The 15,571-nt window shown below is 42.5% G+C and carries 19 protein-coding genes and 1 riboswitch; of the genes, 5 read left to right on the top strand and 14 right to left on the bottom strand.

Features of this window, described 5'->3' with window-relative positions:
• Nucleotides 1-77: 77 nt before the first annotated feature.
• Complete coding sequence (prsW, locus tag FS736_RS10700) at nucleotides 78-749, bottom strand: glutamic-type intramembrane protease PrsW (RefSeq protein WP_144476720.1); 672 nt, start codon at nucleotides 747-749, stop codon at nucleotides 78-80.
• 104 nt (nucleotides 750-853) lie between these two features.
• Between prsW and FS736_RS10695 the strand changes: the two genes are divergently transcribed.
• Nucleotides 854-1,825: an asparaginase gene (locus FS736_RS10695; RefSeq protein WP_186326752.1), complete on the top strand. Its 972-nt coding sequence runs from the start codon at nucleotides 854-856 to the stop codon at nucleotides 1,823-1,825.
• A gap of 280 nt (nucleotides 1,826-2,105) precedes the next feature.
• On the opposite strand, the gene FS736_RS10690 is transcribed toward FS736_RS10695, so the two are convergent.
• The 7 genes from FS736_RS10690 to FS736_RS10660 form a co-directional block, all read right to left on the bottom strand.
• Complete coding sequence (locus tag FS736_RS10690; RefSeq protein WP_144476716.1) at nucleotides 2,106-3,077, bottom strand: YpdA family putative bacillithiol disulfide reductase; 972 nt, start codon at nucleotides 3,075-3,077, stop codon at nucleotides 2,106-2,108.
• 110 nt (nucleotides 3,078-3,187) lie between these two features.
• Nucleotides 3,188-4,465, bottom strand: coding sequence for a Glu/Leu/Phe/Val family dehydrogenase (locus FS736_RS10685; RefSeq protein WP_144476713.1), 1,278 nt, complete (start codon nucleotides 4,463-4,465; stop codon nucleotides 3,188-3,190).
• A gap of 232 nt (nucleotides 4,466-4,697) precedes the next feature.
• Nucleotides 4,698-5,276, bottom strand: coding sequence for a genetic competence negative regulator (locus FS736_RS10680; protein WP_144476710.1), 579 nt, complete (start codon nucleotides 5,274-5,276; stop codon nucleotides 4,698-4,700).
• Nucleotides 5,277-5,342: 66 nt separating this feature from the next.
• The gene (locus FS736_RS10675) at nucleotides 5,343-6,254 is read right to left on the bottom strand and encodes a MerR family transcriptional regulator (RefSeq protein ID WP_144476707.1); all 912 of its coding nucleotides are present in this window, start codon (nucleotides 6,252-6,254) and stop codon (nucleotides 5,343-5,345) included.
• A 63-nt stretch (nucleotides 6,255-6,317) separates the two neighbouring features.
• On the bottom strand, nucleotides 6,318-7,106 hold the full coding sequence (locus FS736_RS10670) for a metallophosphoesterase (protein WP_186326751.1): 789 nt from the start codon (nucleotides 7,104-7,106) through the stop codon (nucleotides 6,318-6,320).
• An 18-nt stretch (nucleotides 7,107-7,124) separates the two neighbouring features.
• Entirely contained in the window at nucleotides 7,125-7,517 is a 393-nt protein-coding gene (locus FS736_RS10665; protein ID WP_144476704.1) for a hypothetical protein, read from the bottom strand.
• A 59-nt stretch (nucleotides 7,518-7,576) separates the two neighbouring features.
• Nucleotides 7,577-8,209 (bottom strand): CBS domain-containing protein, encoded by a 633-nt coding sequence (locus tag FS736_RS10660; protein ID WP_144476701.1) that lies wholly within the window; start codon nucleotides 8,207-8,209, stop codon nucleotides 7,577-7,579.
• A 144-nt stretch (nucleotides 8,210-8,353) separates the two neighbouring features.
• On the opposite strand from FS736_RS10660, the gene FS736_RS10655 reads away from it, so the two are divergent.
• Genes FS736_RS10655 through FS736_RS10645 form a run of 3 tightly spaced genes read left to right on the top strand, consistent with a single transcriptional unit; the run spans nucleotide 8,354 to nucleotide 9,437 of the window.
• On the top strand, nucleotides 8,354-8,584 hold the full coding sequence (locus tag FS736_RS10655; RefSeq protein ID WP_144476699.1) for a spore coat associated protein CotJA: 231 nt from the start codon (nucleotides 8,354-8,356) through the stop codon (nucleotides 8,582-8,584).
• Nucleotides 8,581-8,841, top strand: coding sequence for a spore coat protein CotJB (locus tag FS736_RS10650; RefSeq protein WP_144476697.1), 261 nt, complete (start codon nucleotides 8,581-8,583; stop codon nucleotides 8,839-8,841). Before FS736_RS10655 ends, FS736_RS10650 begins: the two co-directional genes overlap by 4 nt.
• Before the next feature lie 26 nt (nucleotides 8,842-8,867).
• Nucleotides 8,868-9,437, top strand: a complete 570-nt coding sequence (locus FS736_RS10645; RefSeq protein WP_144476695.1) for a manganese catalase family protein — start codon at nucleotides 8,868-8,870, stop codon at nucleotides 9,435-9,437.
• A 31-nt stretch (nucleotides 9,438-9,468) separates the two neighbouring features.
• Here the strand turns inward: FS736_RS10645 and FS736_RS10640 are convergent, their stop codons facing one another.
• The 5 genes from FS736_RS10640 to FS736_RS10620 all read right to left on the bottom strand — a co-directional run bounded on the left by FS736_RS10640 (nucleotide 9,469) and on the right by FS736_RS10620 (nucleotide 13,910).
• The gene (locus FS736_RS10640) at nucleotides 9,469-9,927 is read right to left on the bottom strand and encodes a YpbF family protein (RefSeq protein WP_144476692.1); all 459 of its coding nucleotides are present in this window, start codon (nucleotides 9,925-9,927) and stop codon (nucleotides 9,469-9,471) included.
• 126 nt (nucleotides 9,928-10,053) lie between these two features.
• The gene (locus tag FS736_RS10635; RefSeq protein WP_144476689.1) at nucleotides 10,054-10,794 is read right to left on the bottom strand and encodes a LysM peptidoglycan-binding domain-containing protein; all 741 of its coding nucleotides are present in this window, start codon (nucleotides 10,792-10,794) and stop codon (nucleotides 10,054-10,056) included.
• The gene (locus FS736_RS10630; RefSeq protein ID WP_144476687.1) at nucleotides 10,787-11,389 is read right to left on the bottom strand and encodes a CPBP family intramembrane glutamic endopeptidase; all 603 of its coding nucleotides are present in this window, start codon (nucleotides 11,387-11,389) and stop codon (nucleotides 10,787-10,789) included. Before FS736_RS10630 ends, FS736_RS10635 begins: the two co-directional genes overlap by 8 nt.
• Complete coding sequence (locus FS736_RS10625) at nucleotides 11,386-12,888, bottom strand: RecQ family ATP-dependent DNA helicase (protein WP_144476684.1); 1,503 nt, start codon at nucleotides 12,886-12,888, stop codon at nucleotides 11,386-11,388. The genes FS736_RS10630 and FS736_RS10625 overlap by 4 nt, the downstream gene beginning before the upstream one ends.
• Nucleotides 12,879-13,910 (bottom strand): YpbB family protein, encoded by a 1,032-nt coding sequence (locus tag FS736_RS10620; RefSeq protein ID WP_260983580.1) that lies wholly within the window; start codon nucleotides 13,908-13,910, stop codon nucleotides 12,879-12,881. Before FS736_RS10620 ends, FS736_RS10625 begins: the two co-directional genes overlap by 10 nt.
• Before the next feature lie 367 nt (nucleotides 13,911-14,277).
• On the opposite strand from FS736_RS10620, the gene FS736_RS10615 reads away from it, so the two are divergent.
• Nucleotides 14,278-14,526 (top strand): ferredoxin, encoded by a 249-nt coding sequence (locus FS736_RS10615; RefSeq protein ID WP_079509594.1) that lies wholly within the window; start codon nucleotides 14,278-14,280, stop codon nucleotides 14,524-14,526.
• 110 nt (nucleotides 14,527-14,636) lie between these two features.
• Here FS736_RS10615 and FS736_RS10610 read toward each other — a convergent pair whose 3' ends face one another.
• Complete coding sequence (locus FS736_RS10610) at nucleotides 14,637-15,218, bottom strand: ECF transporter S component (RefSeq protein ID WP_144476679.1); 582 nt, start codon at nucleotides 15,216-15,218, stop codon at nucleotides 14,637-14,639.
• Nucleotides 15,219-15,381: 163 nt separating this feature from the next.
• Nucleotides 15,382-15,513: riboswitch (FMN riboswitch) on the bottom strand.
• Nucleotides 15,514-15,571: the final 58 nt, after the last annotated feature.

Genomic DNA, 15,571 nt, shown 5'->3' with positions numbered 1-15,571 from the left:
CTCTTATTTTTTGTTAAGAGATGACTTTTATTCCACAAAACAAAAAAACCCTCCATTTTTTATAAATGAAGAGTTTTTTAGATAGGAAATTGTTTATCAATGTGTTGCAGTGTCAGCACTCTTGCTTTTTTCACTTTTCTAAGGCCCAGCCACCAGAGGAATATCATGAATGGGATCATCAGTACCATCCAGTCTTCCCTCGTCATCAGGATAAAATCATAAATCCCATGGAGCAGGACTGGAACTGACAACGAAAGCAACACCCATTTCTTTGGTGAGTCTGGGGCGAATTTTGCTTTCCCTATATAATACCCCATGATGACACCAAAGAGCGCATGGCTGGAAACCGGCAGCAACGCTCTCCCTATTGCATCCTGGAGTCCATTGGCAAGCAGGTAAAAGATATTTTCCGCAGACGCGAATCCAAGCGAAACAGAAACGCTGTAAATGATTCCATCATAATGCTCATCAAATGCAATATGCTGGAAAATAGTGTAGTAAAGTATAAACCACTTGAAAAATTCTTCTAAAAGACCAACTGTACCAAACGCCTTGGAAAAGTCCCCCTGGAACAGTCCTTCAGCAGCAAGGACGTATTGGATGAACATAAGGGGAAATACAAGCAATGCACCGAATATAAACATTTTAAACACCAGAGATAGCGGTTCTGAGTCATATTGGTCCTTCAAATAAAAATAGCTTAACAGTGCCAGACCCGGAGCTACCCCGGCAGTAACTATTCCCAGCATATGCTGTCCTCTTTTCAATTTGTTTTTTTAATCGTATCATGTAATTAGAAGAAAGAAAATGGATTATTATTCTTTCTCGATTGGTCTTTTCGGAGGTAATAGTCTTGAAGAAAAATATTTTATTGATCCACACAGGCGGAACCATTTCCATGAGCGAGGATACAAGCGGCGCAGTAAAACCTGGCAGAAACAATCCTTTGACACAAGGCACTGAACTTCTGTCAGGCATTGCCAATCTAATCATCGAAGAACCTTTTAATTTGCCCTCACCGCATATCACTCCAAAAGAGATGATGAGGTTAAAACTTATCCTTGAGGAATATGGCAGAAAAGGGGATATCGACGGAGCTGTGATCACCCACGGCACAGATACACTCGAAGAAACAGCCTATTTTTTAGACCTTACCTGCCAGGCAGGCTTCCCGATTGTTGTAACCGGCGCGATGCGTTCCAGCAATGAAATAGGTTCTGATGGTCTTTATAATCTGATATCATCAATCCGGGTCGCTTCCAGTCCCGAGGCAATTGGACAAGGTGTACTTGTTGTTCTTAATGATGAAATCCACACAGCAGTCAACGTTACAAAAACGCATACAAGCAATATCTCAACTTTCCAAAGTCCGCAATATGGACCACTTGGCATTGTGACGAAAAGAGGGGTTCTTTTCCATCACACTCCTACGAAGCATGAAAATTACCCTGTGCAGGATATCAGCAAAAACGTATTCCTGATTAAGGCGCATGCAGGGATGGACTCCTCTCTCTTGAATGCCATTCTCGGCCTGGAAGTGGATGGTGTCGTTATCGAAGCACTTGGACAGGGAAATCTCCCCCCGGCTGCTCTTGATGGAGTGAAAAAGTTCATCGAGAATAATATCCCGGTGGTGATCGTATCCCGAAGTTACGCTGGAATCGTCCAGGATGTATACGGCTATAAAGGCGGAGGAAAACACCTGAAAGAAATGGGTGTCATCTTCTCAAACGGCCTCAACGGACAGAAAGCGAGGATCAAACTGCTCGTCGCCCTTGCCAAAACGGACAAAATGGATGAAATAGCTGAGATGTTCATGTTTTAACAAAGCTCTTTTCTCAAACTTAGTTGATATTGACTACTAAATGGGATTGAATGACCTAGTTTTCTTCATAAAATTAAAGCTATTATGAGAAAAGATCTTGCACACTTAAAAACGAACAGCAAAATGGCTTTATAGCACGTTAAAATCGGCTTTAAGATTTTAAAAACACTATTTACGAAAACAGCCTTTAACAACAACATAAGTATATGAAAAAGCGGTGCCTTGCATGCAATCAGGCACCGCTTTCTTTCAGTGATTCAGCTTATATTTTTGATTGAAGTCACTTTTCACTCTTATTTGATATCGCTTCTGCAATCTGACCTCCGTGGAATCGGCCATTTTCGATAAAGATTTCATTTGCGTTGTTCCCGGCAGCTATCACACCGGCAATAAATATGCCTGGTATATTTGTTTCCATGGTTTCTGGGTCAAAGTCCGGCCGACCTGTTTCAGCATCGATTCCCACTCCCATTTTCTTAAGGAAAGCATGGTCCGGCCGGTAACCAGTCATCGCAAAAACATGATCATTTTTTAAATTCACCGTTTTCCTTTCATGTTCATAAACCACTGTACTGTCAGTGATTTTTTTTACTTCTGCGTTAAACACCATTTGGACTGACCCTGCTCTTACAAGCGCTTCAAATTCCGGCAGTACCCACGGTTTGATGCTCGAAGAATATTCTGCCCCCCTGTAAAGGACGGTCACTCGCGCTCCAGCCTTCTCCAGCTCGATGGCTGCATCCACACTCGAGTTTTTGCCCCCTATGACGGCGACATCCATATCAAAGAAAGGATGTGCTTCTTTGAAGTAATGGGAAACCTTGGTCAGCTCTTCGCCAGGTATTCCCATGAGATTTGGATGGTCATAGTACCCTGTCGCGATGACGATATTTTCTGCGGTGTACTGCTGTTTATTTGTTGTTACTTTAAAAAGGGATTCGCTTTGTTTTACAACTTCCGTCACCTTTTCGTATTTATGGATTCTGAGCTTTTCGCGCTTGACCACTTCACGGTAATATACCAGCGCCTGGTTCCGTTTCGGTTTCAGATTCTCGGTAATGAATGGGACATCTCCAATTGCCAGCTTTTCACTGCTGCTGAAGAATGTTTGATGAGTAGGATAATTATATATCGCATTCACGATATTTCCCTTTTCGATGATGAGCGGATTCATTCCCTTCTTCTTAAGGGCAATGGCTGCAGCAAGTCCGCATGGCCCCCCGCCGATAATGATGACATCTTCGTTTTTCATATATTAGAAACACTCCTTATCACTCTAACTGATCAACCGGAAAATAAAAAATCTCCCATCATTAAATGATAGGAGATTTTATCTTCAGATTCAATGAAGAACCCTTTTCTTTAGATCCAGCCCCTGAATCTGCTTGCTTCTGCCATTTTTCTGACTCCGACCATGTAAGCAGCCAGGCGCATGTCTACTCTGCGTGTCTGGGCCGTCTCATAGATGCTGTCAAAGGATTTCACCATAACCTTTTCAAGCTTCTCTTCGACTTCCTCTTCTGTCCAGTAATATCCCTGGTTGTTCTGTACCCACTCAAAATAAGAAACAGTTACCCCGCCAGCAGATGCAAGGACATCGGGTACAAGCAGGATGCCACGTTCCGTAAGGATCTGGGTTGCTTCCAATGTTGTCGGTCCGTTAGCAGCCTCTACGACGATGCTTGCCCTGATATTATGGGCGTTTTCTTCAGTAATCTGGTTTTCTATCGCAGCTGGAACAAGAATATCACAATCAAGTTCCAACAATTCTTTATTTGTAATGGTATTATTGAATAATTTAGTTACTGTTCCAAAGCTGTCCCGACGGTCAAGCAAGTAATCGATATCGAGTCCATCCGGATCATGGAGTGCACCATATGCATCTGAAATACCGATGATTTTTGCGCCGGCATCATGCATGAATTTGGCTAAGTAGCTTCCGGCATTACCAAACCCCTGTACGACTACTCTTGCACCTTCCAGTTCGATGTCTCTTTTCTTTGCAGCTTCACGGATACAAATCGTGACCCCTTTTGCAGTTGCCGATTCACGACCATGTGATCCACCGAGTACCAGCGGTTTGCCTGTAATGAATCCTGGAGAGTTAAATTCATCTATACGACTGTATTCATCCATCATCCAAGCCATAATCTGCGAGTTCGTGAAAACATCAGGTGCGGGAATATCCTTTGTTGGTCCTACGATCTGGCTGATCGCACGAACATACCCCCGGCTTAATCTTTCCAGTTCCCTGAACGACATATCGCGAGGATCACAAACAATCCCGCCTTTACCACCGCCATAAGGCAGGTCGACGATGCCGCATTTCAAACTCATCCAGATTGATAAGGCTTTGACTTCCTTCTCCGTTACGTTTGGATGGAAACGTATTCCTCCCTTTGTTGGACCCACTGCATCATTGTGCTGCGCCCGGTAGCCAGTAAAGACTTTAACAGATCCGTCATCCATTCTGACAGGGATTTTCACTGTCATCATTCTGAGCGGCTCCTTTAAAAGCTCATAAACCTCATCTGGGTATCCGAGTTTTTCCAAAGCCTTGTGAATAACAGTTTGTGTAGATCGTAAGACGTCATGTTTGTCTTCTTTATTTGGATTTTCATTACCGTTTGCGGCTACCATTGATAAACCTCCTAAATCACTTTTGCGGATGTTGTCTGCTTTCATGGATTAGTATACACCTTTGTTTTTTTTATGCAAGAAGAAAAAAACCGTTTTCAGCATTTTTTGACCATTAAATGAAAACGCTGCCATCCAAGCCCTTATCACGATTGACCTCTTTGGAATTGACTGAATTATAAGACATTGTGCAAGGGCGAAGGTAATAAAAAAGCCGAAGCTCTTTCCATCATTATCAAAAATAATGGACAAGAGTTTCGACTGCAGATTCCTCCATAATTTCCTTCCCATATTCGAGCAGTCTGTGGATGCTCAAAATGGATGGAACCCCATACTCAGCCAATAAAGACACGGTCTTCTCTGCATCTTCAGGCAAGATTCCATTCATTAGCAGATAGTACTGATCATTCATATAGTGCAGGCTGCCTCCCGTAATACCAGACTGCATCAATCTCTTGGCCAGCTGGATTACATCCTCGATGTTATCGAATTGAAATAGAATCTCTTCGCTTCCATCGACCGTTACCTGCATTTCAATGATCCCATCTTCAAATTGTTCTTCGTCTTCATCCTGTTCAATCATCGTGATAATCATGACCATTCCTTGTGTATGCAATGAGAAAATTTCCACTGCAACTGAACCGATTATGTCCAAATCGAATTCCTCGCTGGCCTCCTCGAGCATATCGTGAAAAAGCTGGTGCCACTTCAAAGAATCCTTCCAAATATCCTCTTTGGTCAAACCCCGGTCGGATAAGTCATCTATCGTAAGGAATATCTTTATTTTATTGGTGGTTAATCGTTCTAAGCGCATAAATCATGCCCCCTGCCATCGACAAAGCTCTTATTTTAGTTTATGAAAATAATGCAGGTTGGTGAGTTATTTAAGTGAATCGATGCGCTTTTTCAACCATTTCTCCCACTCCGCCCTTGTGATCCCTACAATGCGTTCCTGATGTTCTTTCTGCAGCCCTTCAGGCATGGAATCAATTGCTATGCCACCGAGCCCGATATGAAGACCAGGATAATTCTTCTTTATGGTCCCGGCAAGTTCCAAGGTTGCTTCCCTGTTTTCCTCCAATGTGCATGATAAGAATAAGAACCTGGGTTTTACCTTATCCAGCACTGCTTCAATATCATTTTCAGCAAGACTTGTGCCAAGAAAGATAACCTCGAACCCCTTTCTCCTCAGGTACATTGTGTAGATCAGCAAACCTAGCTCGTGCCTCTCCCCTGGTCCGCATACAGCAATTACCTTAGGAAGAAACGAACTATGCGGAAATGAACTAGATAATCCTTCAATCCTTGAACGAAGAAACGAAGAAGCAAAATGCTCATGTGCAGTCGTTATACTTCCCTCTTCCCATAAATCGCCTACTTTAATCAAAATTGGCCCTAATAAATCAATGACCGTTTTATCAATCGTAAAAATACTGAAGGCCTGGTTGATCAATTCATGGGCTTTTGAACTATTGAACCCCAAAAGTGCAGTTAAAATCTCTTCCCTGAATTCATCCTGCTTGTCCTTTTTCGGCCTTTCAGAAGGTCCCATTAATGGCTCAGTGTTCTCAAGCAGGGAAACAGCCTGGCTGATCGTGAAGCCTTGATTCACTTTGGAAATCAGCCAACGTAAGATTTTTAAGTGTTCCTCCGTATATAAGCGATGGCCGGACTCATTCCTGGCAGGAGCAATCATCTGGTATCTTCTCTCCCAGGCCCTCAGTGTCCCAGGCTGGATTCCAAGCATATTGGCTGCTGCTTTAATATTGTATTTCCCTGTGCTGTTCCCCATATAAAACCTCCGTATATACCTGTTGTACCGATTATATCCGGGTATATATTTCGTTGTAAAACTTCAATCTGCTTGATTAAGGTCAGGAGCCAATGTAATCAGATGGGTCTCGGCCTTTGCTCCCAGCCTGAATGGAACTCCTGTCGTGCCATATCCATTGCTTGTCAGCACCGTAGTGCCATTTTTCTTTTTTATCCCGCCCAACTCATAAGGGCCGAATCCAAAGATCCTGATTTGCCCTCCATGGGTATGTCCGCTTAATAAAAGACTGATCTCATCCTCTGACTTTAAACTGTTGGCGATGGCAGGATTATGGCTTACAAGAATGCGAAACCCTTCTTCTTCAGCATCACGCACAGCCAGATCCAGCCTGCTTTTGCCAAGGCCGAAATCGTCTATACCTAAAAGATACAGGATATCCCCAGCTTCTGATTCAAATTTAACCGCAGTATTGTCCAGGACCTTTACCCCAGAATGGTACAAAAGAGAGTCCAATTCATGGGAATTGAATTCATAATCATTGTTTCCCCAAACAAAAAATACAGGACCTACTGTTTTCAGCTTCTCAAGATTTGCGGAAATCCGTTCAAGGGAAACCCCTTTTTCCGCAAGGTCCCCTCCAATGATGACGAGGTCGGGCTTTCCTTTTACTTCATTGATGATTGAATCTGAAATAATACGCTTATGGATATCTGAAATAAAAAAGATTCTCACAGTACCAAAACTTGCCGGGAAATCCTTCAGCCTGATTTCCTGCTTTAAAACTCTGTCCTCAAATGCCTGCCTATACATATATAGTAGAAGGAAGCCGCCAAACAGCAGCATCCCCAGTAGAATATAAATGATCTCCATCTCTTCCTCCTGCAAATACTAAATCCGGCCTTTTTCTTTGTTCCCAGTTGAGCTAAGTGAAATCATACCATAAAGCAAACAGAAAACGAAAAAAATAGCTGCCTGCCACCACCCAAGGGTAAACAGCAGAAAAAAGCCACCGAAACAGATAACTGCCAGTGTGATATCCGTAACCGATCCTTCATCTCCCTTAACAATATTCTTGATTGCTAAAATGCCGGTACCAATCAAGCCGCCCAGTGAAAGCATGCCGACTGCCAGTATCATCGTACCAGCAAGGAACCCAAAAGGATTTAAGATGGACTCACTCACAAATTCATCAGAGTGGAGAGGAATGACAGTCGTCATCCAATTGATCACCAGGTAACCCGAAACCAGTCCGATTACCAGCCTTAACACTTTCCAAAGCATACAAAAACCTCCCATACTCAATGTATGAAAGGCCCTTGTCTTTATTTCCGTATCGGAAATCAAACTTCATGGATGTCGAGGATCCGGAAACCTGAATCCTCCAGCTTTTTGATAAACTTGTCTATATTGTCTTTCTTTTCAATCTTCATGACAATCCGTCGGACAAGCTTGTCTGTCTCATCGAAAGTAACCAATGAAATGATATGTTCATGGAACTGGTGGGCAATATCAGCCAGTCTAGCAATTCTTCCCTCTGTTTCAACAGAAGTGAACGCAATCCTGACACCCTCCCTTTGTACTCCAAAAGCACTTTGGAATTGGTCCAGGGCATCGGAGCGAGTTACAGCTCCCTGGAATTTCCCATGTTCATCTATAACAGCCAGAAGCGGGATATCCTTCAATTTGACCAGGGTGTTTTCAAAAATCTCGATGCCATGGAGAATTTGATCCTGAAGGCATAGTATATCCCCGGCCACCTTCTTTTGCAGGAATTCGTCCTTATCTCCGCCTGTCTTGAAGTATTCCTGGTAAATCCCATACCTTGTGACGACACCAGCATATTTGTCGCCATCCAGAACCGGAACCCCATCAATTTCATTCCCATCAAGCTTTTCAAGCACATCTTGCAGTGTATCACCAAGTTGTGCAGTTATACATTTGTACTTCGGTATCATGATACTTTTAACGAACATTCCATTCACCTCAAATTTAAAGTACTGCCATACCTTATATATTTCTGCATATCTTTAAAAATCCCTTCTTGAAGATATAAATTTAACATGAAACGAAACTTTGCTCATAAAATGAAATGAAGTTTATATAGAGGAGGGCTTAGCTTGTCAACATACAGAAGAGTTTGGTACCCATACGCCAGTCCCTTCGATCCTTGTCCGCCTATCAAGGCGAAAACGTATTCCACACCACCGAATCTATTCCTGGGCTTCCAGCCGCCCAATCTTGAACAGTTCACACCAATGCAAGCATTGAGGACAGGGACCCTGTGGAAGGTGTTCTATGATCCCTGGTATTCACCATACGAGGCTCCAACGGAGGAGGACCACTCATGAAACAATTGCCGAAGGAATTTTATGCGGCGATGGAAGAACTTCAGGCGGTTGATTTTGTTCTTGTTGAACTTACCCTGTATCTCGATACCCACCCTGAGGATTATGATGCCATCAACCAGTTCAACCAGTTCGCTAAAGAAAGGCGCAGATTGAAAAAGGTTGTTGAAAGCATGTATGGTCCTCTCCAGCAATATGGCAACAGCTATTCCGGTTATCCATGGAACTGGTCAGAAGGTCCGTGGCCTTGGCAAATTTAAATTCAACTTAGGAGGGGGTAAGGAAAATGTGGCTTTATGAAAAGAAGTTGCAATATCCCGTAAAAGTAAGCACCTGTAACCCCATGCTCGCCAAATTTCTGGTTGAACAATATGGCGGGGCCGACGGCGAATTGGCCGCGGCACTCAGATACCTGAACCAGCGTTATTCCATTCCTGATAAAGTAATAGGATTATTGACAGATATAGGCACAGAAGAATTCGCCCATTTGGAAATGATTGCGACTATGATTTACAAATTGACCAAGGATGCAACCCCTGATCAGATGAAACAGGCAGGACTTGATGCCCACTATGCGAATCATGATAGTGCTATTTTTTACCATAATGCTGCAGGAGTACCTTGGACAGCATCCTATATCGCCGCAAAGGGTGATCCTATCGCCGATTTATATGAGGATATAGCGGCAGAAGAAAAAGCGAGAGCAACCTACCAGTGGATTATCAATTTGAGCGATGACCCTGACCTTAATGATGGGTTGCGGTACCTTCGGGAACGTGAAATCATCCATTCCCAGCGTTTCCGTGAGGCAGTGGAAATCATCAAGGAGGACCAGGGCAAAAAGAAAGTTTTCTAGACAACGCCGAAGCATCCGAACTGGATGCTTCTTATTTGTTTTCATGATAAAGATTAATATCATATTTCTTTTTCATCATATCGAATACAATATGCCGGCTCTTCCATTCATCTTCTTTTTTCCATAAATCCTTGCTGCGGTCAACAATCTCACATCGTAAAGCCTGATATTCTTTCTCGGCCTTTTCACGTTTCTCCTTCAACAGAATCATTAATCCGTAGGTTCCTACCGTAAAAATGAGGAAATATAGATTTGCAGAATTCTGTACATAAACAGAAAAAATCTCGGCGAATGAATAAGAATACGGCTTCATCACCGTTATATAAAGATAGTAGAAATAAATCGAAATCAACCCTATAGTTGCCCAAACGGATAAAAGATGTCTTGATTTATACCGTTCGAACTTTTTCTTCCGGTCTATTACATTTTGCAGCATCCTTTTAGTCGCAGGATCTGTACGGTCATCCAGATTCATGATTTCCTGTTCCATGGCAAGCCCTCCCCTCATTACATTTTTATGAACTTGTCCATGAAGTTATGTTGTTCAGCAAAAAAAATCATGCCTTCGGATTACTTCAGTTTGGGAAATAAAAAATGCCGGAAGTTTTCACTCCGGCTAATTTTTAATCGGTATTTTAAGAACTTGTCCTGCCTTGATTTCATTGCCCTTCAGGTTGTTCGCTTTCTGGATGATCGGAATCCCATCCTGGGACTTATAATAGGTCATCGCCACCCTGAATAAAGTTTCACTCGGTTTTACTGTATGATAGAGGATTGTTTCTTCGCTTGCGGTTTCTCCTTCATCAGAGTTGGATGAGGTCGTCGGGGATGCCTGTTCATCCTTATGATCAGGAGTGGCTGCCGCTTGTCCCTCCACCGTTTCCTTCTCTCCACCCGCACCAGTGTCTGTTGAGTCCTTGTCGCTGTTATTGGAAGATGCAGGTGAAGGTGAAGGCGCAGCAGCTGCTGCTGCCTCGATTTCATCTGTTGGTCCGGAAACTTCTTCTAACACCGGTGCCGCATCTTCTTCTTCCTGTTTTATGTCTTTCCAGTCTTCTTTACTCTCAACATTGATCATTTCCACGCCAGCCCGTTCAAGCGTTTTATTCAAGGGTCCACCTTCACCATCCAGATAGGAAAGGATGCTGAAAAAGGTAATGGGCAGCAAAATGAAAAATAATGCCATCAGCCTGATCACCGGGTATTTAACTTTCACTTTCGTTTTTTTCTGTTTTTGTCTATGGATCTCACTTCTTGGCGGCAGTGCATCCTTTTTCTCAACTTTACTATCAGACTTGCGTTCTACCCTTTTTCTCAGCCGCTCCGCCTGGTCCCTGATCGGTTTTTCCTTATTCACTTCCTGTACCCCCATTTGCTGCATGAGTTCTGAATTTTATGATCAAACCTAAGATGAAATCAATAACAAAATGCATGATAATGGTCACTGCCAGGTTGTGCGTGACCATATATATAAAGCCAATCAAGAAACTCAATAAGATAATATTAGTAAACAAAAACCAATTGAACAAATAACGGTAATGAACGACTGCAAAAATGATGCTCGAAATGATCAGACCTGTATTTGTCTGGATGACTCCCCGAAAGAGTATTTCCTCACTGGCAGCAACCACCGCTGCAATCAGCATGATCTGGGAGACGCTTCTATTCCTGAATATTCTTTCGTTCAGCCCACCATCGTCATAATACGATTTCGGCAGATATTTCATAAGGACGACGTCCAGCGCGACAACTGCCGCCCCTGCCCCTAAACCGTACGTCAAAATATTCTGATCATCCCAAACGAATAATTCCGTGAATTCTTTTATACTATCAAACACTATCATACCCAAAATGGACGAAATCGTTAATAGTAAAATTTGAGTAGCCGCAAGATGGAAAAGCAGTTCCTTTTCAGTAAGCCCCGCCACGGTTTCCTTATACCGATCTTTCATTCTATCCGCTCACTTATCAATAAAATTGAAGCCAAATCACGCTTCCAATCCATCACAGTTTCCTCATGTTCAATGGATGATTTGGTTTCTTTATAATGCTCCATATTTATACCACAGCAGCTGCAGCAATTCTCAGGCTTTCCTGCCAGTTGTTCATTGAATGTTTCCAGGATAAATGCTCTTTTGCATTCCTTTGTCTGGATCCATTCAAGCATGCTCCGGATCTTCTGCTTTTTCACAGACAAACGGTTATCAATCAATTGAATCATATTTTCCGAATCGGCTTTATAATTTACATTCCCAAGACTGGACAGGTATTCTTCGACAATCCTCCATTGTATCTCCGTGAATCCGCATATCATTGATAGCTCTTCGGCCCGATGGTCCAAATCATGGTAAGGTATTTGATGTTCAATTAAAAATCCGAACAATCGTTCCACCTGGTACTGATCTGGAAGTTCTGCTTCGGCGAGCTGGTACGCCAGCTGTTCATCTCCTGGAGAATACAGCAAAACGGCGATGGAATCCAAACCATCTCTTGCGGCTCTGCCGATTTCCTGAAGATACGATTCGATTTGCATTGGCATGTGAAAATGGATTACATACCGTACATTATCTTTATTGATGCCCATTCCAAAAGCGCTGGTGGCACAAACCACATCAAGCTGACCATTGATGAACTGCTGCTGGATCAGGACCCGGCTTTCCGAATCAAGTCCTCCGTGATAAGCCATGACATTCTTGCTGCCCTTCTCCCTCAAATGTGCGGCTGTTTGTTCAGCCACTTTCTTGCTTGAAAAGTAGATGATCCCAGGCCCTTTTAGGTATTTCACCAGCTCGGTTGTCCTTTCCAGCTTTTCCTGGAATGACGATGCTTGTTCGAGAGTGAGCGAAATAGATGGACGGTCCACCGAATAGACTATCTCATTCCATTCCTCAAGACAAAGCTTTTCAGCAATATCTCTGCGAACTTCCTTTGTGGCAGTGGCTGTTAATGCAAGCGTCAACGGTTGTCCAAGCTTCTTGCGGTATTCCCCAAGCTTAAGATAGTCAGGCCTGAAATCATAACCCCACTGTGAGATACAGTGGGCCTCATCCACAACAAAAAGGGACACAGACAGCTTCATCAGCCGATCCAATATTGAATCAATCCCCAGCATTTCAGGAGATATGAAAATATATTTGAATTTTTCGAGTTGCTCAAGTCCCTGGGCCTTTTGCCGCGGAGATAAGAAGGAATTTAAGGCAATCACTCTCTTTTCACCCATGGCCATCATTTGCTCAACCTGGTCCTGCATCAGCGACAGAAGTGGTGATACAACCAAAACTGGACCATCAAGCAGGTAACCTGGTAACTGATAGCAAAGTGACTTTCCTGTACCTGTCGGCAGCATCGATATAGTATGATTTTTCTCTAAGACAGCTTCAATTGTTTCACGCTGTCCCGGACGGAAATCAGTAAAATGAAAATATTTAGCCAGATAATGTTTCAGTTCCATTCGGCATCACCATATTTAGCGAGAACAAGCCTGATTTCAAAATAAGAGGCATCAGCCACGCGTTCTTTAATTTGTTTCAGTTTTTTTGCGGAATTTTGCTGTGCAGCCATCAATATTCTTTCCTTTTTATCAGATGGTACAAAGTGATCTATATCAAATTCCTTTATTGTAAGCACAATTTCTACAATATGATCCTCGATCGTGCTGTGCTTAAGGTTTCTGACAGCGGCTATTTCATCAAGGCTGTAGCCCCTTTTAAGAAATTTATACGTTTTGTCGGTTGAAAGCGTCAATGGCACCTCTCGTTCTGCCTTATTCAACAATCCACTCAAAAGCGGATATACGTATGGGTCACCGGTAATCTTGTCGAACATGGCATGCATACAATTCAGAAACTCATAATGATAATGAGCCGGTTCTATGCCAGTCCGTTCAGAAGCCTGCATGATCGTCAAGCCGATCTTCTTGAAACCGGTTAACCTTAACACGACCAATTCCGGTCTGGTCCCCTCATTCTCAAGTGCTGAAATAAGTTCTTCATACAGCCTTTCAGCCAGTAAATAGCGATCTTCATTTTGCTGTCTGATATATCTCTTCACCCAGCTAAGTGTTTCCGGTTTATTCCTGATGGGGATATAGGATCGTTCTTGATTGATCAGATTCGAACTCACCTGGATGAGCAGAGTCAATCTTTCCCAGAAGGACTCAGTTACCTGATGGTACTTCCAGCCATTTAAAAATTTCGGGAGAGTACATTGAGATAAACGCTGTTCAAGTACCTCTTCCCCTCCGGACGTTAATTTAACTTTCGATTCTGCTATCTCCTCTACCAAACCGCTGTGCTTCAGCCTTCCGACCATTTTTTCCAGTCCATCCCGGGTAACAGAAGAGTATGTAGAGAAATACGGGGTGATTTTATATAGATGAGCATCCTGGATAGTCTGTGATGAGCGTTTGCCCTGTAAAAGGTGAAACACAGAATAAATCGTCCTCTCACCATTGATTCTTTTCAATATCGACAAAATAACAGACTCCAAATAGGTTATCCTCATACTATCACCCTTGAAATTAATGCTTTGATGGCTTAAAACATTTTTCCATCCATTTGCCTGCCACATTTTTTGGGTATAATAAACAAAGCTGACGGAAAAAATTCCTGTCCTGCTATAGCAGAAAAATAATATACCATTATTTTAACATGAAAATGTCGAGCAGAATGTTTTATTTTCAGCGTAAAATCCATTCAACGCCTTATCTGATAAGCATTCTCAATACTTTTTTTTATTGAAATGTTGGCGATACAGTTTTACAATAGATATGAGGAATACGTTTTCACTGATATTGGTGAAAACAGCATATTATTGTTAAACACTTGGGAGGAATTATATCATGGCTAAGTACACAATTGTTGACAAAGAAACTTGTATTGCATGTGGAGCTTGCGGTGCAGCTGCTCCAGATATCTATGATTACGACGATGAAGGCATCGCATTCGTAACACTTGATGACAACGAAGGTATCGTTGAAATTCCAGACGTATTGATCGATGACATGATGGATGCATTTGAAGGATGCCCGACTGACTCAATCAAGGTTGCTGACGAGCCATTCGACGGAGACGCAACGAAGTTCGAATAAGACCATACATAAATTCCCGCTTCCTAAGCGGGAATTTTTTTATTGTGTCTGGGAAAAAGCACCAAAAAAGCAACGGTGCAGGCCGTTGCTTTATATCGTCAATTATAAAATTAGGCACTCTTATAATTTTGCTGTCTTTCGATCCACGTTTTCATTCTCGTGAACATTAGCATGAACACAATAGACATCATCAGGCCTTTAACAAAGTTGAAAGGCAGGATACCCGCCACAATAAACTGTTTTGTTTCTGGACCAGACATTGCCGGCATATTCAGGAACAATGTATAAGCAGGCAGGAATACATAGTAATTAAGGACACTCATCAGAATGGCCATGCTGATCGTCCCTGCCACTAAGGCAAATGTCATTCCCTTTTTAGTTTTTACCCGCTGATACAGATAGTAAGTTGGCAGAATGAATAAAACTCCTGCAGCAAAGTTGGCAGCATGGCCTACTGGCACTCCAGTTTCACTGCCTGTCATGAAGTAATCAAGGATATTCTTTATAAGTTCTACTAAAATACCAGCTGCCGGACCGAAGATCAAAGCAGCGATCAATGCAGGAATATCACTGAAATCGACCATCAAGAATTTTGGAAACGGCGGCAGCGGAAAATTCAGCAGCATCAAAACATAAGATATACTGCTCAACATTCCAATTGAAACCATTGCTTTTACACTAAATTTTTTCATTTCCCTCTCTCCTTATAGAGATCCATCTCACATAAAGAAGAAAGGTTCAGCATTCACATACCCATAGACAAATAAAATCCCCCAAGTTTTATGCTTGAGGGAGAATTGACTAAGGCATGCTTAATAAACGTTCAAACCTGCATTTTTTGAACGTCTGCAGAACCTCCATCTTCTCCCATCCAGACTATACTGTCGGCTTTGGAATCGCACCAAATCCTGCCTCAAAAGGCTCGCGGGCTTAGAGAAGATACTCATTACCGCCGATCGGGAATTTCACCCTGCCCCGAAGATAGACCATATTTAATTAACATGTTTATTATACTGAAAAAAAGAATTTTTGTGAAGATGTTTGC

The sequence above is a fragment of the Cytobacillus oceanisediminis 2691 genome (genome assembly GCF_007678455.1).
Taxonomy (GTDB): Bacteria; Bacillota; Bacilli; order Bacillales; family Cytobacillaceae; genus Mesobacillus; species Mesobacillus oceanisediminis_A.
Note: the sequence above shows the minus strand (reverse complement) of the source record. Positions and strands in the feature narration are given on the sequence as shown.

Excerpts from the sequence above, each read along its gene's own strand:
- prsW (WP_144476720.1), bottom strand. The coding sequence starts at position 749 with ATGCTGGGAATAGTTACTGCCGGGGTAGCTCCGGGTCTGGCACTGTTA.
- FS736_RS10690 (WP_144476716.1), bottom strand. The coding sequence starts at position 3,077 with ATGAAAAACGAAGATGTCATCATTATCGGCGGGGGGCCATGCGGACTT.
- FS736_RS10685 (WP_144476713.1), bottom strand. The coding sequence starts at position 4,465 with ATGGTAGCCGCAAACGGTAATGAAAATCCAAATAAAGAAGACAAACAT.
- FS736_RS10680 (WP_144476710.1), bottom strand. The coding sequence starts at position 5,276 with ATGCGCTTAGAACGATTAACCACCAATAAAATAAAGATATTCCTTACG.
- FS736_RS10675 (WP_144476707.1), bottom strand. The coding sequence starts at position 6,254 with ATGGGGAACAGCACAGGGAAATACAATATTAAAGCAGCAGCCAATATG.
- FS736_RS10670 (WP_186326751.1), bottom strand. The coding sequence starts at position 7,106 with ATGGAGATCATTTATATTCTACTGGGGATGCTGCTGTTTGGCGGCTTC.
- FS736_RS10665 (WP_144476704.1), bottom strand. The coding sequence starts at position 7,517 with ATGCTTTGGAAAGTGTTAAGGCTGGTAATCGGACTGGTTTCGGGTTAC.
- FS736_RS10660 (WP_144476701.1), bottom strand. The coding sequence starts at position 8,209 with ATGTTCGTTAAAAGTATCATGATACCGAAGTACAAATGTATAACTGCA.
- FS736_RS10650 (WP_144476697.1), top strand. The coding sequence starts at position 8,581 with ATGAAACAATTGCCGAAGGAATTTTATGCGGCGATGGAAGAACTTCAG.
- FS736_RS10645 (WP_144476695.1), top strand. The coding sequence starts at position 8,868 with ATGTGGCTTTATGAAAAGAAGTTGCAATATCCCGTAAAAGTAAGCACC.
- FS736_RS10640 (WP_144476692.1), bottom strand. The coding sequence starts at position 9,927 with ATGGAACAGGAAATCATGAATCTGGATGACCGTACAGATCCTGCGACT.
- FS736_RS10630 (WP_144476687.1), bottom strand. The coding sequence starts at position 11,389 with ATGAAAGATCGGTATAAGGAAACCGTGGCGGGGCTTACTGAAAAGGAA.
- FS736_RS10625 (WP_144476684.1), bottom strand. The coding sequence starts at position 12,888 with ATGGAACTGAAACATTATCTGGCTAAATATTTTCATTTTACTGATTTC.
- FS736_RS10615 (WP_079509594.1), top strand. The coding sequence starts at position 14,278 with ATGGCTAAGTACACAATTGTTGACAAAGAAACTTGTATTGCATGTGGA.
- FS736_RS10610 (WP_144476679.1), bottom strand. The coding sequence starts at position 15,218 with ATGAAAAAATTTAGTGTAAAAGCAATGGTTTCAATTGGAATGTTGAGC.